The 20,622-nt window shown below is 42.9% G+C and carries 16 protein-coding genes and 1 pseudogene; 6 read left to right on the forward strand and 11 right to left on the reverse strand.

Annotation, left to right across the window (positions count from 1 at the left end):
• Nucleotides 1-68: 68 nt before the first annotated feature.
• The 4 genes from ACYUCY_RS03945 to ACYUCY_RS03960 form a co-directional block, all read right to left on the reverse strand.
• Nucleotides 69-1,016: an ABC transporter ATP-binding protein gene (locus ACYUCY_RS03945; RefSeq protein ID WP_460225163.1), complete on the reverse strand. Its 948-nt coding sequence runs from the start codon at nt 1,014-1,016 to the stop codon at nt 69-71.
• A 129-nt stretch (nt 1,017-1,145) separates the two neighbouring features.
• Nucleotides 1,146-2,090 (reverse strand): ABC transporter permease subunit, encoded by a 945-nt coding sequence (locus ACYUCY_RS03950; protein ID WP_460225164.1) that lies wholly within the window; start codon nt 2,088-2,090, stop codon nt 1,146-1,148.
• A gap of 2 nt (nt 2,091-2,092) precedes the next feature.
• Entirely contained in the window at nt 2,093-3,106 is a 1,014-nt protein-coding gene (locus ACYUCY_RS03955; protein WP_460225165.1) for an ABC transporter permease subunit, read from the reverse strand.
• Nucleotides 3,107-3,224: 118 nt separating this feature from the next.
• A complete protein-coding gene (locus ACYUCY_RS03960; protein WP_460225166.1) occupies nt 3,225-4,856 on the reverse strand; it encodes an ABC transporter substrate-binding protein in 1,632 nt (543 codons plus the stop codon).
• 432 nt (nt 4,857-5,288) lie between these two features.
• Between ACYUCY_RS03960 and ACYUCY_RS03965 the strand changes: the two genes are divergently transcribed.
• The 4 genes and pseudogenes from ACYUCY_RS03965 (at nt 5,289) to ACYUCY_RS03980 (ending at nt 9,246) form a co-directional block, all read left to right on the forward strand.
• Nucleotides 5,289-5,645: a hypothetical protein gene (locus ACYUCY_RS03965; protein WP_460225167.1), complete on the forward strand. Its 357-nt coding sequence runs from the start codon at nt 5,289-5,291 to the stop codon at nt 5,643-5,645.
• 12 nt (nt 5,646-5,657) lie between these two features.
• Nucleotides 5,658-6,491: pseudogene (locus ACYUCY_RS03970) on the forward strand (redoxin domain-containing protein); the annotation flags it as partial.
• Between the two features lie 27 nt (nt 6,492-6,518).
• A complete protein-coding gene (locus ACYUCY_RS03975) occupies nt 6,519-6,935 on the forward strand; it encodes an MAPEG family protein (protein ID WP_460225168.1) in 417 nt (138 codons plus the stop codon).
• Between the two features lie 232 nt (nt 6,936-7,167).
• Entirely contained in the window at nt 7,168-9,246 is a 2,079-nt protein-coding gene (locus ACYUCY_RS03980; RefSeq protein WP_460225169.1) for a putative bifunctional diguanylate cyclase/phosphodiesterase, read from the forward strand.
• Between the two features lie 6 nt (nt 9,247-9,252).
• Here ACYUCY_RS03980 and ACYUCY_RS03985 read toward each other — a convergent pair whose 3' ends face one another.
• The 5 genes from ACYUCY_RS03985 to ACYUCY_RS04005 all read right to left on the reverse strand — a co-directional run bounded on the left by ACYUCY_RS03985 (nt 9,253) and on the right by ACYUCY_RS04005 (nt 14,435).
• On the reverse strand, nt 9,253-9,726 hold the full coding sequence (locus ACYUCY_RS03985) for a hypothetical protein (protein WP_460225170.1): 474 nt from the start codon (nt 9,724-9,726) through the stop codon (nt 9,253-9,255).
• Between the two features lies 1 nt (nt 9,727).
• Nucleotides 9,728-10,918: a hypothetical protein gene (locus ACYUCY_RS03990; protein ID WP_460225171.1), complete on the reverse strand. Its 1,191-nt coding sequence runs from the start codon at nt 10,916-10,918 to the stop codon at nt 9,728-9,730.
• A gap of 309 nt (nt 10,919-11,227) precedes the next feature.
• On the reverse strand, nt 11,228-12,412 hold the full coding sequence (locus ACYUCY_RS03995) for a CaiB/BaiF CoA transferase family protein (protein WP_460225172.1): 1,185 nt from the start codon (nt 12,410-12,412) through the stop codon (nt 11,228-11,230).
• Between the two features lie 91 nt (nt 12,413-12,503).
• Nucleotides 12,504-13,982 (reverse strand): glycerol kinase GlpK, encoded by a 1,479-nt coding sequence (gene glpK, locus ACYUCY_RS04000; protein ID WP_460225173.1) that lies wholly within the window; start codon nt 13,980-13,982, stop codon nt 12,504-12,506.
• Nucleotides 13,983-14,033: 51 nt separating this feature from the next.
• Nucleotides 14,034-14,435 carry a YkgJ family cysteine cluster protein gene (locus ACYUCY_RS04005; RefSeq protein WP_460225174.1) on the reverse strand — a complete coding sequence of 134 codons (402 nt, stop codon included), beginning with the start codon at nt 14,433-14,435 and terminating at the stop codon, nt 14,034-14,036.
• Between the two features lie 443 nt (nt 14,436-14,878).
• On the opposite strand from ACYUCY_RS04005, the gene ACYUCY_RS04010 reads away from it, so the two are divergent.
• Nucleotides 14,879-16,576, forward strand: a complete 1,698-nt coding sequence (locus tag ACYUCY_RS04010; protein ID WP_460225175.1) for a methyl-accepting chemotaxis protein — start codon at nt 14,879-14,881, stop codon at nt 16,574-16,576.
• A 62-nt stretch (nt 16,577-16,638) separates the two neighbouring features.
• Here the strand turns inward: ACYUCY_RS04010 and feoB are convergent, their stop codons facing one another.
• Nucleotides 16,639-18,792, reverse strand: coding sequence for a ferrous iron transport protein B (feoB, locus tag ACYUCY_RS04015; protein WP_460225176.1), 2,154 nt, complete (start codon nt 18,790-18,792; stop codon nt 16,639-16,641).
• A gap of 1 nt (nt 18,793) precedes the next feature.
• Nucleotides 18,794-19,033 carry a FeoA family protein gene (locus ACYUCY_RS04020; RefSeq protein ID WP_460225177.1) on the reverse strand — a complete coding sequence of 80 codons (240 nt, stop codon included), beginning with the start codon at nt 19,031-19,033 and terminating at the stop codon, nt 18,794-18,796.
• Between the two features lie 551 nt (nt 19,034-19,584).
• Here ACYUCY_RS04020 and ACYUCY_RS04025 point away from each other — a divergent pair.
• Nucleotides 19,585-20,604 carry a GGDEF domain-containing protein gene (locus tag ACYUCY_RS04025; protein WP_460225178.1) on the forward strand — a complete coding sequence of 340 codons (1,020 nt, stop codon included), beginning with the start codon at nt 19,585-19,587 and terminating at the stop codon, nt 20,602-20,604.
• Nucleotides 20,605-20,622 lie beyond the last annotated feature (18 nt).

Genomic DNA, 20,622 nt, shown 5'->3' on the forward strand with positions numbered 1-20,622 from the left:
ATTGTCTCGAATAAATAATAAAGTACTCTACTAGAGGGTTGTTTAGATACTCGTTTGTGTGGCTATCGCTAGTCGCCTACCAAAGGAAAATGACAGCGCACTTCGTTACCAATGGGTTGTTCTGTTCGACATTTATCTTGTACGTATTCGCAACGAGGGCTAAACAAACAACCTTTGGGTCGATCTGTTTGTCCTGGCACCACACCCGGTATAGAAGGCAAATGATTGCTAGTGGCGCGTTCCGGTAATGCATTTAACAGAGCTTGGGTATAAGGATGTTTTGGCGATTTAAAAAGGTCGATAACATTTTGTTGTTCGACTTGTTGTCCTGCGTATTGGACAATAACACGATCGGCAGTTTCTGCGACCACGGCCATATCGTGAGTAATCAAAACCAATGCCATTTCTTCGCTGGTCTGCAAGCTGGTTAACAAGTCGAGAATCTGCGCTTGGATCGTTACGTCTAAAGCTGTAGTGGGCTCATCTGCGATTAATAATTTCGGTTTGCAAGCAATCATCATTGCAATCATCACGCGTTGGTTCATTCCGCCAGACATTTGATGTGGGAAAACTTTCAAACGTTTTTCTGGCGCCGGGATGCCAACTTTACCCAGTAATTCAATCGCCCGCTTTTCACTTTCTTTTTTGTTGAACCCCAAATGTTTTTTAATGCCTTCAGTTAATTGATAACCAACACTGAAACAAGGGTTTAAACTCGTCATCGGTTCTTGGAAAATCATAGAGATATCTTTGCCAACAATTTTCTGGCGCTGTTTTTTAGACAGAGATAATAAATCGATACCGTCGAACTGCATTTTGTCTGCGGTGATTTTTGCGGTCCAAGGAAGTAAGCCCATAACCGCCAACATAGATACGGATTTACCAGAGCCGGATTCGCCAACGATAGCGATAACTTCATCGCTACTAAAATTAAAATTGACACCATCAACCGCACGAAACCAACCATTAACAGTTTGGAATTCGACGGAAAGATTTTGGATGTCAACTAAACTCATTTTTCTATGTTTCTAATCAGATTGCTAAGTTGCATGGGGATGCTTGAAAAGCTGAATACTTGCCATTCATGGCAATAACGCACCGTGCGGACGCCGTTAGAACAAAAATAGACAACTACCAACCCCGGATCAAGATCGTTTCATTTTCGGGTCTAGCGCGTCTCTTAAGCCGTCGCCCATTAAATTAATAGACAGTACAGTAATTAAAATCGCCAAACCTGGAAAAGTAATAACCCACCAAGCACTTAATACAAATTCTCTGGCTTCCGCCAACATGGTTCCCCATTCTGGTGTCGGTGGCTGCGCGCCCATTCCTAAAAAACCAAGCGCAGCTGCATCGAGGATTGCCGCAGAAAAACTTAAAGTTGCCTGCACAATCAGAGGGCCCATGCAATTCGGCAGGATGCTAATAAACATTAAGCGCAATTTCCCTGCGCCAGCGATGCGGCTGGCGGTAACGTAATCTTTCCCCGCTTCATTTATGGCTGACGCACGCACCAGTCGCACGTAATGAGGTAAATAAGTGATGGAAATTGCGATCATCGCATTACCTAAGCCGGGCTCAAGAATGGCGACAAGTACTAAAGCCATTAACAGCGATGGAACGGACAAAATAATATCCATAATCCGCATCACGATGGTTTCCCACCAGCCGCGAAAAAAACCAGCGGATAAACCCAAGATGACGCCGACACTCATGGTGAGAAAAATAACAATGCTACCGACGTATAAAGAGTAACGCGTGCCGTATATTAAACGGGACAAAATATCGCGGCCGACATCATCGGTGCCGAGTAAAAATTTAGAACTGCCGCCGTCAATCCATGCAGGTGCTTGTAGTAAGGCATCGCGAAATTGTTCACTAGGGTCGTGAGGGGCGACAATGTTGGCGAAACAGGCGAGAAAAATGATAAATAAAATAACGCAGAGACCCGCGACTGCGCCTTTATTTTCTGAAAAATAAAACCAAAATTCTTTAAGTTGAATTTTTAAGGGCGATTCATTCAGAAGATCCAGTTCGTCTAGCTCTGATGCATCGCGCTTGTTATCAATGTTAGTTGCCGACTCAGACATTCTTATCGCTCGTGACTTAAACGTGGATTTATGAATCCGTAAGTTAAATCGACAATTAAATTGACAATCATAATCATCGACGCGATAAGCACTAAAGCACCCTGCACCACAAAATAATCGCGACGGAAAATCGAATCAACGACCCACTTACCTACGCCGGGCCAACTAAAAATCGTTTCCGTTAATATTGCTCCAGCTAATAAAACCCCAACTTGTAGCCCGATAACGGTGACCAAAGTAATGAGTGCATTGCGTAAAGCGTGAATGGCAATTACCCGAAAACTGCTTAAACCTTTGGCGCGTGCGGTTCGCACATAATCTTCATTTAACACTTCTAACATAGCCGATCGAGTTTGCCGTGCGATCACGGCGAGGGGGATAGTGCCTAAAGCGGCAGCGGGTAATATTAAGTGGGATAGTGCTGAAGTCAGTGCGCCGGGTTCATTGCTAAAAAACAAACTATCAATAATCATAAAACCTGTTGTCGGCTCTAACCAGATCGTTGCGTCTAAGCGTCCGGAAACTGGCGTCCAACCCAAAACACCGGAGAACAACATGATTAACAGTAAACCCCACCAAAAAATCGGCATCGAGTAGCCGGTGAGCGAAACCCCCATAATGGTATGGTCGACGAAAGAACCTTGTTTGATTGCGGCAAAAACACCTGCGGGAATGCCGATAATTATTGCGAGTAATAAAGCGCAAATAGATAATTCTGCGGTGGCGGCAAAGCGCGGTAAAAACTCATCAAGCACCGGTTGTTTGGTGACGAAAGATTCGCCGAGGTCGCCATGGGCGAGATCATTTAAAAAAGAAAAATATTGTTGCCAGACCGGTTTGTCAAAACCAAATTCCCGCGTTAGTTCAGCGTGGCGCTCTGCGGGCATGCCTCGCTCGCCGGCGAGTAACTCAATCGGATCGCCAGGAAGTACGCGCACAAACGCAAAGGCGACCAAAGTCACTCCGAGAAAGGTCGGAATTAATAATCCGATTTTGGTAAGTAGAAGACGAATCACGTAAGCAAACTTAACTCAAAAATTGCTCGCCGCGTTTTTCTAGATATTTTTTTAAATAACATGATAAAAAATACTTCGCAGCGAACCTGTGAATCTACTAGTAAAACTAGAAAATTAATTATTGTATATCCACTCCGTAAAAAATATTGCCCCCGAGTGGATCAATTTTGAAATTGCTGACTTCTTTTCTGACGGGTTGAAATACAATTGAATGTGCCATTGTTGCCCAGGGTGCTTGCTCTTTAAAAATCACCTGCGCTTGCTTATAAAGTTCAATGCGCTCTTGTTGATCTGAAGTGGTTTTTGCTTGTTGAATTAAATCTTCAAAAGGCTGGTAACACCACTGTGAACGGTTGGCGTTGCCGACACCATCGCAACCTAGGAGCACGGCAAGAAAATTATCAGGGTCGCCATTGTCACCGGTCCAGCCCATTAACAAAGCGCCATCACGGGCAGTATCTTTTGAGCGTTCTAAATATTCACCCCATTCATAAGAAACGATTTCCGCTTCTACGCCGATCTTTGCCCAATCTTCTTGAATCAATACAGCCATACGGCGTGCATTCGGATTGTAAGAACGTTGTACCGGCATTGCCCAGATTTTAGTTTTGAGATTACTTACGCCGGCATCGTCCAATATTTTTTTCGCGGCGTCGGGATCGTAAGGGTAATCATTTACCTCGTCGTTATAAGACCAGATCGTGGGAGGGATGGGGTTCTTGGCTACTGTCCCTGCACCTTGGTACACGGCTTCGAGTATCGCTTCGCGGTCAATGGCCATTGATAGTGCCCGCCGAACTTCGGCCTTATCGAAAGGAGGCATCATTGTGTTGTAAGCCAGGTAGCCAACATTGAGCCCGGGTTTTTCTAGTAAATTCACTGCCGGATCTGTTCTCATCGCGACTAAGTCTGCGGGATTTGGATAGGGCATCACATGACACTCACCGGCTTTCAACTTTTGATAACGTACCGATGCATCGGGGGTGATTGAGAATATCAAGCGGTCAACGGGGGTTTTTCCTGCCCAGTAAGAATCGTGGGCGGCATAACGAATGATGGCATCATTCTGGTAGGAAACGAACTTGAATGGGCCGGTACCGACGGGCTTTTGGTCTACTTGCTCAGGCGTGTTTGCGGCGAGCATTTGATCTGCATATTCAGCGGATAAAATAGAAGCAAAATCCATTGCGAGGTTAGCTAGCATGGGCGCTTCTTGGCGGTTAAGAATGAATTTGACGGTGTGATCATCGATTTTGACGATCTCTTTTAACAGGTCAGGCATGCTCATGCTGTTGAAATATTCGTAGCTTCCGCCGGAGACCTGATGATAAGGGTGGTCTTTTTTCCATTGTCGTTCGAAGGTGTAGATAACGTCGTCGGCATTAAATTCTCGACTCGGTGTGAAGAAGTCTGTGCTGTGAAAGGTGACGCCTTTGCGCAGGTGAAAAGTGTATTCCAGGCCGTCTTCTGAAATGTCCCAAGATTCCGCAATACCAGGTACCAAGGTGGTGGTACCAATTTCAAACTCGACGAGGCGGTTAAAAACATTCTTCGCCGAGGCGTCAAAGGTGGTACCGGAGGTATAAAGAGAAGCATTAAAACCTTCAGGGCTCGCCTCGGAGCAGTAAACCAAGGTTTTGGTGCCCGAAGAACTCGCATTCTCAGGCTCCGAAGAAGATTGATTATCGCAAGCAACAAGAACGATGCTTGTAACGAATGCTGAACATATACTGATAAATCTCGTTTTCACCACAATCTCCTAAAAACTTTGGTCTCGGGTAGTTTGGTCTCGGTATGAAGCCGTATTCTAAAAGAATCTACAAGCAAGACGCGAGGGTTTCCCCGGGAATTGTACAATCCGTGTCCGATTTAACGGTTATTTGTAATTCTGACCGTGCTGCATACAAAGGATCGCCAGAGTTAGTTAGACGTCTGGCGGCTAAAGTTCCTCATCTGCTCGGAAATCTCTGCCGTTGCATTGTTTTAGATGAAGAGATTGCGTTTTGTCTGAGACGGATTGATTTGTAACTAAAATTGTCTCGCGAGTGTATATGTACAGGTTGGGCGATCATCTTCGCAATTCGTGATTGCAAATTCATAGGGCCAGAGCTAGCCTAGGCAGCGACTTAGCAATCGAGCAGCAGATGCCAGATTGGTGATGTAAATTAATCGGATAAATAACATGAAACGAAAACTTTTATCTCTCGCGGTTACTACCCTTTTGATACAGACACCGCTTGTCATTGCACAAGCTGATGTTGTACCGAGTGAAGAGGCGCAACATCGTGAACTACAAGGTGTGCATCAAGTATTGGATCCGAATTCGCAAACCGATGATCTTGGGATTTCCGTCCCTATTCCAATCAGTCACCCTGCCAGACGTTATCCGGCGACAGATGATTTCCCGACGGGTCCAGCTGTAGGGGAAACGTTGTTAGATATAAACTTACCTAACCAGCACGGTGAGCTGATTGATCTTCATAAGCGCGAGGGTAGTGCTAATGCAGTCGTAGTATTTTTTCGCTCCGCCATGTGGTGACCTTATTGCCGAACGCAGCTCGTGCAGTTGCAACGTCAATTAAGTGAATTACAAGAAGCCAATATAGAAGTTTATGGCGTTAGCTACGATACCGTCGAAGAACTAAAACAATTTTCTGATCAATACGGTATTACCTACAATCTATTGTCTGATGCTGATTCAGCAACAATAAAACGGTTTGGAATTCTCAATACATTAATTGAAGAAGATAATCCAATTAAAACCGCAGCGGGGAGATCCTATTATGGAATTCCATTCCCGGGTGTTTATGTGATTAACCAGCAAGGAGTCGTCACTGAGAAATTTTTTAATCGCAGTTATTCAACGCGTAACTCTGCCGGAACAATTCTCAATTCTGCCTTGGGAGAGGTGTTAAAGCCAGAAGCGGAAGAAACGGCAGAATTTTCTGCCGAGCAAATAAAGTTTTCCGCATTTTTAGCAGACCCCGAATTAAAGTTAGAATATTCCAGCACTCTTTACGTGCGTTTTGAATTGGCAGAAGGCTTTCATATCTATGCTGACCCGCTACCAAGTGGTTTCTTCGCCACGACCGTAACTGTTCAAGAAAAAGAAGGGTTAACTTTGGGGGATGCTATATACCCTTCTACAAAGATTAAAGAATTTAAAGAACTGGAGGTGGAGTTACCCATTTATGAAGGGAATGTTGACGTCGCTATACCCATTACTGCGAATGCAAAAATATTAAATTGGATGTTGCCAGAAAAACCAGAGAGTATAGATGTTGATATTGATGTACGTTATCAGGTTTGTAGTGAAAGTATTTGTTATTTACCCAAGCAAGAAACGCTAACAATGACATTGCCTTTGGGTGCTTTGCAGCGATAACTTAAATGTAGAAAGGAAAGATGTTTAATGGATCACACTGAATTTCTTCTGCCAATGCTGGCCTTGATCGGCTGGACGCTTGTCATTTTGTTGGGGGTGCCGATTCAGCGGTTTAAAGCCGCGAAGAAAAGAACGGTTACCGCAGAAGATTTTAAATACGGTGAATCATTAGATGTGCCAGGAGAGGCGAGTCTTGCCAATCGAAACTTTATGAATCTACTAGAGGTACCCTTGTTGTTTTATGTGGTTTCGATTATTCAATTTATAACTAACACACCAATTAGTTATTTTCTAATTTTGTCTTGGTTTTTTGTAGCACTCAGAGTCATCCATAGCTTTATACATTTAACGTACAATAATGTTATCCACCGTATGAGTGTTTTTGCCTTAAGCAATATCGCGTTGGTGATCCTTTGGGGTTCGCTATCGTACTCGCTGGTTTAGGGTAACGTTTTAGTCGCCATTCAACTCTTAGCCATCGATCTTATAAAAACTTAGTGCTTGCTAAGTTCGATAAATCTCAGTCCATATTCCGCTAGAGCTTACTAAGCTACCATCCGTAGTAACACCTTTTTTGCCTTGATTCTCGAATGGAAATATCAAATTCCTCGCATATACTTGTTTATACGAATGAGGCAGCCAAATAAAACACTGCCATTAGGGAACGATTGGTCAGATGTTTAGAAGTATTCGCAACAAACTAATAGCTATAACGGTGCTTGCCATCATCGTTTGCGCGAGTTTAGTGTTTTTGCTCTCTATTCGAGAACATGAAAAGCTTTATCTTAAGTCTGTTGAACAAAATCTTGACGCTATGTCCCTAAATTTAGCAGATGACTTATTACGTGTCATGTCTGAAGATTCTGATTTTTTTGCGCTAACGACAGAACTTTTGAGTCTAGATAGATATGAAGACGTTAAGTTTGTTAATGTTTTTGATGCTGAATGGAATCTGATTCAAATCTACGTTCATCCCAAATATCACGATAAAGACGATTTTGTTCCTCGCTTAATCAGCCGTGATGCGAAGACTCTGCCGTTTGAGGTTACTGTTGCAGATGAAGGCTTGGTAACGCTGAATCCTATCGGTGAAATTAATTTTCCGCTTGGTTATTTGCTCGTTGTACATGATTACGAGGGACCGTTAAATAATAGTAAACGAAATCTGTTTTACAGTGCTTCACCGCTTGCGATGGGTACAATATTTGTTGCAATATTTTTCTCATTTTGGGTATATCGACGTTTGTTGGCACCTTTAATAAATCTATCTCGCTTCACGCGGCGTGTCGAACACTCAGGGGATTACGGCTTGACAGTTGAGGTCAGCGGAAACGACGAAGTGTCTCAATTGGCTAAGGACATTAATAGTTTGTTGGGCACAATCGACGCTGAGACCCAGCTCAACGATGAATACACGCAAAAACTTATTCAACAGCAAGAGTCGATGCAACGTCTTGCAAACTACGATACCTTGACCGGTTTGCCAAATCGTATGTTTTTTATGGAGCTGTTACGTATTGAGTTGGATCGTAGCAGGCGTGCCGATGAGGATCTTGCAATATTATTTTTCGATGTCGATGGTTTTAAAGATGTGAATGATCGGCTTGGTCATGAAACCGGAGATTTACTCTTACAAAAAGTTTGCGATCTTATTCAGAATTGTATCCGACCTGGCGATATTCTTGCGCGTCTTGGTGGCGATGAGTTTTTGATATTGATTCCAAAACTATTTGATCCAGTCTTAGCTGTAAATATTTCCAATCGAATTATTGAAGTATTGGAACAGCCGTTGAAAATTAACGGTTGGGAGGTTCAAACTGGAGTAAGTATTGGGATCGCCAAAGCGAAGGAAGCGAACTTCGATTTGAATTCTTTCGTTAGTAATGCGGATATCGCGATGTATAGTTCGAAAGAACAAGGTAAAGGTAGATATACGATTTTTAATAAGAACATGTTGGAAGTTAACCGAAGAAAAATGCGCATCGCAAATTTAATCGGGCCCGCGATAACGAATGAAGAGTTTGAGCTTCACTATCAAATTAAAATATCTTCTGACGGGGTAGTGAATGGTTTAGAAGCTTTGTTAAGGTGGTCGAATCAGGAGTTAGGAAAGATACCTCCCGTTGAATTCATTCCCATTGCCGAGCAGGGTGGGAAGATTAAAGCGATAACAGAATGGGTGATCTCAAAAGTACTGAGCGATATGCAGGAATTGCAATCGTTATGTAGCGAAGATCTAGTCGTTTCGCTGAATGTTTCAAGCCATGATTTACAGGACAGGTCGCTAATAGGCTACATTCAGCAGTGTTTAAAGAAAAACACCGTAAACGTCTCTCATCTACAGCTTGAAATAACAGAATCGAGCTATCTAGTTAATTTTGATAATGCGAATGCTTTTTTTAATACCATCCGTGAAATGGGCGGGTCTATCGCACTTGATGATTTTGGTACAGGTTATTCCTCGCTGAGCTATTTAACGAAAATTCAAATTGATACACTTAAAATTGATCGCGAGTTTGTCAGCCCATTAAATAGTTCGACTAAAGACATTGTAGTATTGAAAACTATTCTTGATTTGGGCCAAAGGATTGGTTTAAAAATTTGTTGCGAAGGTGTGGAGACCGTTGACCAAGCACGTTATCTTATCTCTCAAGGTTGTCATCATATGCAAGGTTATTATTTTGCAAAGCCGGTACCTTTATCCGAATTACCCGAAGCAATTTTAAATGCAAGGAAGCAATTTAAAGAGATCTAAGATAATTTAGGGGTAGATAATGGTGAGTTCTGACGGTATCTCAGTTCCTACAGGAAAGTAGGCGATAGCTCCAGAATTAGCGAGCAAATAGTTAATGAGTTCTTCGGTAGTTTTTACCTCTGCAGGTGGCTTGCTGCGACCGGTAAATTTCATTTGTGCCCAATAAGACTGAATTCTCGATTCAGTTAGCCCTATTATTGTTGTATTAAACTGCACGCGCAAAGGATGTCCGGATGGTAAATTGATAGCTTGAAATTTCCGACTTAAGGCCCCACCCATAAAGATATGACGAATCTGTTGTTTGGTAAAAGTAGGCGGATTGCCGGGAGTGTTAATAACGACGATTAGCCCTGTTGTCGACAAGGCGTCATTCGCCACAGCATTCGAGTAAGTTAACTGGCAAATCAGGATCAATAATAATTTCACGATGAGGTGTCGTCGACTCACGGAAACTAACAAAGCTCTAAGCGACTGATTCATACTAAAACAACCACTCTAAACCAATCAGATATAAATTTGCCTTTCGATCAAAATTCGAAGAATTTATAATGTCAAAAAATGCATCCTCTCCTGGTTTTCCTTTCAATTTAGTATGTTCGATTTTAAGTGCCATATTCTTTCTAAAGTCCCAGCGTGCGCCAACGGTCCAGCTTTTTAAATTATCGCGACTAATTGAATTAAATACTGCATCGTATCCGAAGGCTAGTTGGTCTAATGCGGGTGAAACGCCAATAGGGATTTCTTGTTCTTGAGTGCCAACAGAATTTTTACTGTTGGCGTAGGTAAGATGAAATGTCATCGGAGACAAGTAAAAGCCTAGAGTTAGATAGTGACTCTTAACTGCAGGAGCTGTCTCTAAATCGGTACGGATATCAACCCATTCTGCTCGCGTAAAATATTTTAGGTTATCGTAAACTAATCCCACTTGACTAACGTCTACGTCTCCATCAGTACGAAGTGAATAAGCACTACGTGAGAATCCGAATAAATTTAATGTATCGGATAATGTCGTAATTGGACCGTCATCAAAATCTACTCGGGCACCGTAACGAGCCAAGCGTAATTCCAGATTGGAAAAATTTATCTTTCCGATAATCCCTTTCATGCCGCGAACAGAGTAGTCAGTGCTTTGGCCACTTAGCTCTATGTCCCCATCATATTGCCCTGCGTATATTTCTATACTTGCTTCGAACGTTTCACCTGCATAGCCGTAATTTATGTCGATTCCTTTAAAAGTATCGAATAAATACGCGTTATAGACTTGTTGGGGCGGGTTGATCCAAGGGTAAGCGTAACCTACATCGGTCACATCGCTAAGGGTGAAAAAAGGCGTTCGTAATTTACCAACTTTTAATTGAATATTTTCAATGGGTTGATAAGTAAGATAAAGCCATTCAATTTCTGATTCATCGCTTTTGTCAGCGCGCAAAATCGCTTGGCTTGTGAATGAAAGATTATCAAGGGCGTTATAGGTCGCTTGAATGCCAAGTAAGCTGTCTGGTCGCAATTGCCAGCCGTCATCGTAGCCTTTGAATTCTGCGTCGTCAGTATCCAGGTGGCCAGCTATAATCCGCGCGAAGCCCGATATATCAAGATCTTCGTTCGCATGAACTGAACAACTTAAGATAAAGCTAAAGGCTATTAAAAACGATTGTAATATAGTTTTCTGCAACGAATTTAGCTCAATTTAAAAAGGATTGGTCTTTTGCAGTGAAGCATTCTCCTTTTGAGCATAGAACGCTATGAGTAATTAGCAACCAAATACTTGAACTTTAGCGTTTGAAATTGAATCGTATTTGTTTGCTATTGGTCTGAATCGAGCGCCAAGGGGTGCTGAAAAGAGAGGCTGAAAGCTTAGATCAGAATACGAGGTAAAGCGGAGTTCAATCTCACCCCGCTTAGGGATATTAATATAGTTAATCAAAATTCGTGCATGCGGACTCCACATTGAATTGGAGTAGCTTAAACTATTTACAAATTTCTAAATTATTCGCAGGCTTCGTAAGTTTTTTATCTCTTCTGCTGAATAACCTAACTCGGACAATATTTTATGAGTGTGTTCGCCCAATGTGGGCGCTCTTTTCTCAATGCTTGGTGGAGTCCGCGATAGTGTCACTGGGGTGTCGGCAATTTTAACTGGGACTGGAACGCCAGGATATTCTACCGATTTAAATGCACCCACAGCGTCCGCATGTTCGTCATCTAGGGTTTGCTGTAAATCATAAACGCTGCCAGCGGGTAGTTTCGCTGCCGCGAATTCTTTAAGAACTTGTTCGGTTGTTCTTTCGCCACACCACTGTGCTAAGCATTCGCTGATGATTTCTCCGTTGTTGCCGCGAGAAATATCGTCTTTGAAACGTTCATCACCAATCCATTCATCTTTGCCCATTAGTGTCGCCCAGCGCGCGAACATAGCATCGCCAACGGTTTGTACCAAAACCCAACCGTCTTTCGTTTTTAAGGTGTCTCCAGGTGAGCTTGTTTGTAAGCGGTTCATCGTGCCTTTACGGTTGTAGCCGTGAACACTTTGTTCTGCTAAAAAATTACCAACAAAATTTAATCCGGTTTTGAAAAGGGAGGCTTCAACAATTTGTCCTTTCCCGGATTGTTTGCGCTCTAAAAGCGCGGCCATGGTGCCATAGGCGCTTAAGCACGCTGTACCGAAATCACAATAATTGGCTGCTGCTTTTACGGGATGATCTTCTGGGCCGGACAAATGCATGCCGCCAGACATCGCTTGACCAAGGCCATCAAAGCCGAGTCGTTCGGAATAGGGGCCGCCTTTTCCAAAGGTTGAGCCCCAAGTCAGAATGATGTCGGGCTTAATCGCGGTAAGACTTTCGTAATCAATGCCCATGGTAATAAGTGTTTGCGGCGGCAAGTTTGCAATGACGACGTCGGCGGTTTCGACCAGTCGACGAACAACTTCCTTTCCTTCGGGTTTGGTGGGGTTCAGGGTCATGCCGAGTTTATTGCGAGCCATTTGCATGAAAGCCGCGCCGCTGCCGTCTTCAGCGACCGGTGCGGTAAAGCGGTCTTCACCGCCATCAATACGTTCGATTCGAATGACTTCTGCACCCATGTCAGCTAATAAAGCCGCGCAAAATGGTCCGGCGATGTAGCGACCAAAATCTAAAACTCGAACACCCTCAAGTACCTTACTCATCCTATTCTCACAGTCAGTCAACAAAACGAACGATTGTAACAAATCTTGCCGGAAGGGCTAAGTTAAAGGTAGGGGATAAATAAATTTTAGCTCAGTTTGTTTTTACGTGTTCTACGGCAGCAAGCCAGCGCGAGTAGAACGCATCACGTTTTTGCTTTTGCCATTGTGGCGAAAAGCGTTGCTCTGACTGCCAACGTAGGCTGATATCATCGAGGGATTTGAAAACACCGGCTTGCAGCCCTGCCAAGTAAGCAGCACCAAGTGCGGTGGTTTCAATAATGGTGGGGCGTTCTACTTCTGAACCGAGAATATTTGCGAGACTTTGTAACAACCAATCGTTGGCAACCATACCACCGTCAACGCGCAACACTTCTGGCCGCTCGCCATCTTTTTCCATGGCTTTTTGTAAATCCTTGGTTTGATAGCAAACCGATTGTAGTCCAGCGGTGACGATTTCTTTTACCCCGGTATCCCGTGTTAAACCAAAAATTGCACCGCGTGCATCAGGATCCCAGTAAGGCGCACCTAGCCCCGTAAACGCGGGAACAAAAAAAACGCCATGATCTTCGGCAGTATCTCTTGCAAGCTCTTCAGTTTGTTGCGCATTTTCAATAATTTTTAATCCGTCACGCAACCATTGGATGGACGCGCCAGCAATAAATATGCTGCCTTCTAAAGCGTAGGTTACTTGTCCCTTGAGGCGATAGGCCACAGTGGTAAGCAACTTAAATTGCGATTTTAAAGCTCGGCTACCGGTATTTAAAATTAAAAAGCAACCAGTCCCGTAGGTACTCTTTGCCATGCCTTCCTGGAAGCACGCTTGCCCCACTAGAGCAGATTGTTGGTCGCCTATCATTGCCAGGATAGGAATTTGAGATGAAAAAAGTTTTTGGTCTGTTAAGCCGAAATCATCAGCGCTATCACATACCTGTGGCAGCATTGATGCAGGTACTTTAAATAAATCAAGCAGCTCATCATCCCATTTTTGTGTGTGAATATTAAATAACGCAGTCCGACTTGCATTAGTCGCATCGGTTTTATGTGATCTTCCGTCGCTGAGCTTCCAAAGAATGTAAGTATCGATCGTGCCGAAAGCAAGTTCGCCGCGTTCGGCTTTTTCTCTTGCGCCATTTACGTTATCGAGTATCCAAGCGATTTTTGTTGCTGAAAAATAGGGGTCTAATAGTAAACCTGTTTTTTCGCTAACAAGTGCTTCTTTGCCGTCAGCTTTTAATTTTTGGCAAAGTTTGCTCGTACGACGATCCTGCCAAACGATCGCATTGTAAATTGCGTCGCCGGTTTTTCTATCCCAAACAACTGTTGTTTCGCGTTGATTGGTAATGCCAATGGCAGTAATTTCGCTGGCGTCAACTTGCGCCTTGGTAATTACATCTTGGCAGGTGGCGAAAACAGTATTCCAAATATCTGTGGGATCATGCTCAACCCACGCGTCGTTAGGGAAGTGCTGTGCAAATTCCTGTTGTGAAATAGTGAGTTTCGATGAGTCGGTATCAACTAAAATTGCTCTTGAGCTTGTTGTACCTTGGTCGATAGATAGTAGAAATGCCATAGTTTTAATTATTGTTCTTGGGTGGTTAAAGTTTTAGGTTTACTTCAGTTTTTAAAATCGCTGGCGCCAACTTTTAAATCGTTTTTCACAATATTTATCTAAGTCATCGTAATCGCGAAAATAAAGTTCGCTGCTCTCTTCAATGCTCGTGTCGAACTCACAATGATCGTTACTATGTTCCCGGCAAATCATCGGGCGCTTTTCGTAAATTCCACATTGGCCATTTTCTTGAAGGTGCTGACACTCGCTAAGGAATAATAAATACCAGCCATCGCAATCTTTATAAATATGAACCAGTTTGTGTGAAATTTGCCATAGTAAGAAATCGAAATCGCGTATCCCGCGCGGAGTTTCTATTGATTCAGTAATGTATTGACAACATTTGGATCCTTGGCAGTGACTACACTTATTGTCAGTGGTGATGATTGTTCCGGTCGAAATTGTTTCAAGCATATTACGTTAATAATTATTGGGTTCTAAAAGTTTTGTAGGAAAATGCCAATTGGCTTGCGTCAATAAAATGGCATGTTAAGCAGGCTAACTGGTCGAGTCAATCCTTCAAGTAGATATTTGGCGTTATCGTTCATAGCAGAGGCAGTTTTGTGAAGTGCGAGTTAATCTGCGTGCTGCGTCTTTCGATCGTCTATTCAGAAAACTAGTTTAACTTCTCCCTTACCTCAGAAAACTGGATCCATCAACCAGTCACTTAAGAGGGTAAGTAAGAGACTTTAAAAATTATTATAGTGTTAAGTAATTAAAATAACGATGCTAGTTACTGATATGCAGATCTTCCAATAAATTAATCGGCTCCAAAGCTTATTATGTTCAGCAACTTTAAATAGCCTGGCTATAATTTTATTGACGAGAGGTGTTTTCGCGTTCGACAAGGGAATTTTATGATTTCGAAGCTAGGCAATGTATTTTTAAACGTGTTACTCAAAGGTGGTGCTCTAGCTGGGATATTGTTGTGTCAACTAGGGACGTTAATTGGCTTTGTAGCGCTTTCGGAGGGCCCACTTAGACTATTGGCAATCGTTTTAGGTGTGATTTCCCTGAGCCTAACTGCTTGGGTACGGATCAATGTGGGTAGTACCGTTTCAATTATTAAGGTACTGGAAGCAATGAAACGAGCCAATCAACCTATTGGCGACCTCACCGAAGACGTGAATCTTTCGTCGTCTGGGATCACTGGCCAAATGGCATCAGAATTTAATCTATTTTTAAAAAGAGTTCGAGCCATTTTAGATTCAAATCAACATCATAATTTAAGTATGGGCTTGGCATCTGCCGAGGCGCGAAAGTTATCGATGAATGCGCGGGATGACTCCAAAAAACAAGAACAAGAGTCTGATTTAAATTTTCAATCGAGCGATGAAACAGCCAATGCTATTCATGAGCTCGCGGAACGCAGTACCCTAATCGCAGATGTGAATTCAAAGAACTTAGATCTGGCTCGTGATTCTTTGGCTGAGCTAGGCGATGTGATCACGGATATTAATTCTGTTTCACATATGATGCAGGACTTTGCGGGTAACGTCGTTAGATTGGAGTCGAGTTCAGGCAAGATTCGCGAGATTCTTGGTACGGTCCAGGCGTTTGCAGCGCAAACGAATATGCTGGCTTTAAACGCCGCAATTGAGGCTGCCCGCGCTGGTGAACATGGCCGTGGTTTTGCGGTAGTAGCTGATGAAGTGAGAACCTTAGCCGGTAAAGTGCGAGGCGCTGCAGATCACATTGATGAATTGGTTGGTGAGATGGGTGGCGCTGTTACGCAGACGGCTTCTGGCACTCAAGAGATGATTGAGAGCGCAGAAAAAGCACAAAAAACAATTAGCGCATCGACGGATAAATTTGCCGACATGGTTACAGATTTTGAGACCTCTCATTCTGACTTGCTAATGATTAGCTCCGCTATCGAAGAAATGTCGGCGACTAACATGGAAACGCGACAGCGCAGCATCGCAATTCGCGAGTTAAGTTTGAGTATCAACAAAGATATGGATGTTGCATATAACCAAGCAGAGACAATGCGCGACGCTGCCAATGTGGCGATGCGTAATTTGGTGCGTATGCGTACGGGAAAAGGCGTACTAGAGGATGTTATTGAGGTACTGCATCAGCGACAAAGCAAAATGGAAAATATTTTAAAGCAATTGCTCGATCAAGGCGTAGATATTTGGGATAGAAATTATACGGAGATACCCAATGGTGAATGGCCAAAGTATGACGTCTGTTGGAATGAGCCTTTGCGGAATGCGAGCCAAGCACTAATTGATAGCTGGGAAAATACAGAGGGAGTATTGTATTCACTTCCGATTGACGAGAATGGTTATGTATCAGTGAATCGAACATCTATTTCGAAACCGCCAACTGGTGATATTAAAATAGATCGTAAGCAGAGCCGTAGTATGTATTTTGCGGTTACCGAATTAGAAAAGAAAAATATCTCGAAAGTAAAAGATATCAGTATGTCTACTTTTTTACTGCCTGATGGCAATGTAATTTTTTCTGTGTATTCAGTAATAAAAATTGACGGAAGACGATGGGGAACATTTAATGCAGGGGTGTTACCAAAAGCTTTCGGATTCGACTAGGGCTTAAGTTTTACCAAGCATTTTAGCAAAAGAGAAAATTGATAAAATCAAAATTCTCAAAACTAAACCTGCACAACGTCAATCAATTGCGGCTGCGAAATCGCCCGTTTACCCATAGATTTTAATGCTGTGATTGCAGCAATCATCACTAATGAAGATACTCCGATCCAAATTGCTGAAAATAACGGGTGTTGTGTAAACGTGCCTGCTTGATAAATCAAGGCAGCTACGTAATAACCTAAACCTGTACACCAAGAAAATACGATTAGCATATATCGCCAGCCTGCTTCCTTCGTAATTGCTCCAAGTACCGCTACACAAGGCGCATACAACAAGACGAAAACGAGATAACAAAATGCCGCAAAGGGGCCTGCGAAAAGACTTGCCATGTTGGTAAGTGTTGATGTGTTCACGCCTTGGTCTTCCGCTACCGCTGCTTGATCACTAACGTCACCAATTGAAATACCTAATGGATCGGTGAGCGTGTCAGCTAAACCCATTAATTCGTCTCGAACTGATGTAAGTGCTTCGCCGGTTGCGGCCAACAAATCTGGAATTGCGTTTGCTTCAATTTCTGCTGCTGTTGCGGTTTCCGCTTCGCTGTAAAGTGAATCTAAAGTGCCGACGATAGCTTCTTTGGCGAAAGTCCCGGTGAAAAGTCCAACTGTTGCGGGCCAATTGTCTTCTTCGACTCCAATAGGGCCAAAGGCGGGGGTGATTGATTTGCCGATAACACTTAATACGGAATCTTTCGAATCTTCATTACCGAATGAGCCGTCGACTCCGATGGAGTTCAGCATACTTAATACCACCACAACGGCGACGATGGTTTTACCGGCGCGAAAGACGAATGTTTTTAGTCGAAACCAAGTCGTTATAAAAATATTTCGTACAACTGGAATGTGGTATGCAGGCATTTCTTGGACAGAGTGAGAGACCTCGCCAGGAAATAATTGCCGACGAAAAACCCATCCGGTTCCAACCGCCAAAGCAATACCCAATAAATACAAAAGGAAAACAATATTTTGTCCGTTCGAAGGAAAAAAGGCCGAAGCAAATAAAGCGTAAACGGTGAGTCTCGCACCACATGACATGAATGGTGCCATAGCGATTGTCATTAAACGTTCACTATCTCTATTGAGACTGCGTGCCGCCATAACGGCGGGAACATTGCAGCCGAAACCGACGATTAGAGGTACGAAAGCATTTCCGGGTAAGCCAATTTTCGCCATTAAGCGATCCACTACAAAAGCCGCTCGTGACATGTATCCAGAATCTTCTAATAAAGACAGACACAAATATAAAAAACCAATGACAGGAATAAAAGTCGACACCAGAACAATACCGCCACCGAGTCCATCCGCGAGTAATATTGTTAACCAGGTCGGTGCAGAGATCTCGACCAATAGCCAGCGTGTCATGTCGACAAAAACAGCGGCAAATAAAATATCAAAAAAATCAATAAATACAGCGCCTAAATTAATGGCTACCGTAAACATGAGATACATCATGAGCAAAAAACAAGGAATGCCGAGATATCGATTTAGAACCCATCGATCAATTTTTTCGGTGAGAGTTTGATTTATTGGTGTGAATTCAATAACGCCATTTAAAAGCGCTTGTGCCTTGTGATATCGACCCGGGAGATCGATAGCAGCGCTATCAACGACAGGTTTCTTATTGGCGTTTTCTGCCTTGGTTTTCTCTGTTGCTTGGCGGGAAGATAAAAACTCGGTGAGAGTTTGCTTGAGTTTATCGACACCTTGGCGGCGCGACGCTACGATAGAAATTACTGGAATCTCTAATCGACGTTGCAGTTCATCAGCTTTAACGTGGAGCCCTTGTCTTTCTGCCACATCTAACATGTTAAGAGCGGCAACTATTGGTAGGTTCTTTTCAATGAGTTGTTGGGTGAGAATTAGATTACGTTCTATGTTACTCGCGTCAACAATATTAATGATTAAGTCGAAATCACCTGTTTCTAAAAAGTTTTTTGCAATTTTCTCGTCAATGCCCATGTGAGATTGATCGAGGTTGTAGATACCTGGTAAATCGATAATTTCTATGGGCTGCTTGGCTAAGCTTAAAGTCCCAGTCTTGCGTTCAACAGTAACACCTGGCCAATTACCTACTTTCTGATGGGCGCCAGTGAGCACATTAAAAAGGGTTGTCTTTCCACAGTTGGGGTTGCCGACTAAAGCAATCTTGAAGCTCATACTATGCAACCTCAACGTTGACGGGTTCTATAGATATGGTTTCAGCCTCAAATTTTCTGATACTTATCAGAGATCGCCCAACTTTTAATTGAATGGGGTCCCCCAGAGGGGCATGGCGTAAGACTTTGACATCAGCACCTGGAAAAACCCCAAGGGCATACAGTCTGCTTAGAATCTCTCCTTCACAGTCAATTTTAGTTACTCGAAAGCTATCACCGGCGGGAGCCTGCCTTAAATTCATTTGGGAAACCTGGGGGATTATCAAGAGGTCAGATGCGAATTGTTATCATTAACGATATCAGAAAACGACCTTAGGGAGAAGTTTTTTTGTCGTAGGGTGGTTGGATGAACCTTGCGATGAAGATCCTAGGGCATTGCAATTCCTTACATAACTGCTTTGTTAGCAATCTCTAAAATATCGGGTTAACTGGGCCTAGACTGCCGACGAAGCGTATTGATATAACCTAATCAACGGTCAAATCCGCGACTATTGTAAATTGATATAAGACCAAGTTCTCATTTTCTCGCTCTTTTGCTTTAAAATTCACTCTCTCACTATTGTGGGTTGCCTCTCTATTCGAAACCTTCCGCCGTATTGATGTTTTTGTTGGGGTAAGAATTATACCCGCCTATCACTATGATCAAGGCAGCTGTATTAAATCGAAATACTGAAGTCGCTCCGAGCTCTTTAAGATGTTCATCTGTGGATAGATAGGCAAGAATGACAAAGGCTAAGCTTTTACAGAAAGACAGGAAGTTGCTGAACACTAATTGCCCCGACCCCGAATTACTATGATTGAATTAAAATCTAATTACCGCGCCTTTATGGCCTATCAGATATATTGTGTGGTCGGGTTTTTGGTCGTTCCGTTTGCCTTAGTGGCGCTAGTTAAAGGCGATCTTATTACCGCTTTAATTCCTCTTTCAACGGCTTTGCTTTGTATTGTAAATGTTTTTTCCTATCGAAAAATAAATAAACTCGTCATAGACCCCCAGATAATTAGTGTTCTCTATATCATTGATAACGTGATCGTGATTTTTAGTTTAGGCGGGGTGGGAGTGTATTGGGCTTTTCCGACTCTCTTGGCTTTGTACTGGGTACATGAGCGCAATACAGCTTTGCATCTAGTAACGTTGTTTTATATTTGCGTTTGTATCACTTCTTATATTGTCTTGCCATTTGATGCAACTGCACGGGTAGCTGCGACCTTATTGATGACAGCAGTATTTTTTAATATCGCTGCTGGAATTTTTGAAAAGCAGTATGATGAATTAAAAAAATTAACCATCACAGATCATTTAACAGGTGCGTTTAACCGCCGTTTTATGGATGATAAAATCGATCAATTAATTGCAAGGCATGAACGTCTGGGCGCGGAAGCCGCGTTGATTACACTTGATATCGATCATTTCAAAAAAATAAATGACAAGCATGGCCACAGTGTTGGTGACAATGTATTAATCGAAATAGTTAAATTAATTAAATCAAGAATCCGTGTTTTAGACAGTGTTTGCAGGGCAGGAGGAGAAGAGTTTGTTATTCTGTTGCCAGATACAAATGAGCAGCAAGCGGAAAGCTTGGGTGAAGAATTAAGACAAACCATTTCGGATTCAAGTATTGTAAAAGGCTCGTCAGTGACAGTGAGTTGTGGTGTTAGTGCGGCACATTCAACTGATAGCAGAGATAGTTGGTTGCGAAGATGTGATCAAGCGCTGTATGCCGCAAAGCGGAAAGGACGGAACCGAGTTGTTGTGAATCCGGGTTCTTCGATGACTGAGCTGTTAGGTGGCGAACTCGCCAGCATAGAATAAGAAAAATTTCTTCTGTTA

Source organism: Aurantivibrio infirmus, from assembly GCF_054767315.1.

Excerpts from the sequence above, each read along its gene's own strand:
- ACYUCY_RS03945 (WP_460225163.1), bottom strand. The coding sequence starts at position 1,016 with ATGAGTTTAGTTGACATCCAAAATCTTTCCGTCGAATTCCAAACTGTT.
- ACYUCY_RS03950 (WP_460225164.1), bottom strand. The coding sequence starts at position 2,090 with ATGTCTGAGTCGGCAACTAACATTGATAACAAGCGCGATGCATCAGAG.
- ACYUCY_RS03965 (WP_460225167.1), top strand. The coding sequence starts at position 5,289 with ATGAAACGAAAACTTTTATCTCTCGCGGTTACTACCCTTTTGATACAG.
- ACYUCY_RS03975 (WP_460225168.1), top strand. The coding sequence starts at position 6,519 with ATGGATCACACTGAATTTCTTCTGCCAATGCTGGCCTTGATCGGCTGG.
- ACYUCY_RS03980 (WP_460225169.1), top strand. The coding sequence starts at position 7,168 with ATGTTTAGAAGTATTCGCAACAAACTAATAGCTATAACGGTGCTTGCC.
- ACYUCY_RS03985 (WP_460225170.1), bottom strand. The coding sequence starts at position 9,726 with ATGAATCAGTCGCTTAGAGCTTTGTTAGTTTCCGTGAGTCGACGACAC.
- ACYUCY_RS03995 (WP_460225172.1), bottom strand. The coding sequence starts at position 12,412 with ATGAGTAAGGTACTTGAGGGTGTTCGAGTTTTAGATTTTGGTCGCTAC.
- glpK (WP_460225173.1), bottom strand. The coding sequence starts at position 13,982 with ATGGCATTTCTACTATCTATCGACCAAGGTACAACAAGCTCAAGAGCA.
- ACYUCY_RS04005 (WP_460225174.1), bottom strand. The coding sequence starts at position 14,435 with ATGCTTGAAACAATTTCGACCGGAACAATCATCACCACTGACAATAAG.
- ACYUCY_RS04010 (WP_460225175.1), top strand. The coding sequence starts at position 14,879 with ATGATTTCGAAGCTAGGCAATGTATTTTTAAACGTGTTACTCAAAGGT.
- feoB (WP_460225176.1), bottom strand. The coding sequence starts at position 18,792 with ATGAGCTTCAAGATTGCTTTAGTCGGCAACCCCAACTGTGGAAAGACA.
- ACYUCY_RS04020 (WP_460225177.1), bottom strand. The coding sequence starts at position 19,033 with ATGAATTTAAGGCAGGCTCCCGCCGGTGATAGCTTTCGAGTAACTAAA.
- ACYUCY_RS04025 (WP_460225178.1), top strand. The coding sequence starts at position 19,585 with ATGATTGAATTAAAATCTAATTACCGCGCCTTTATGGCCTATCAGATA.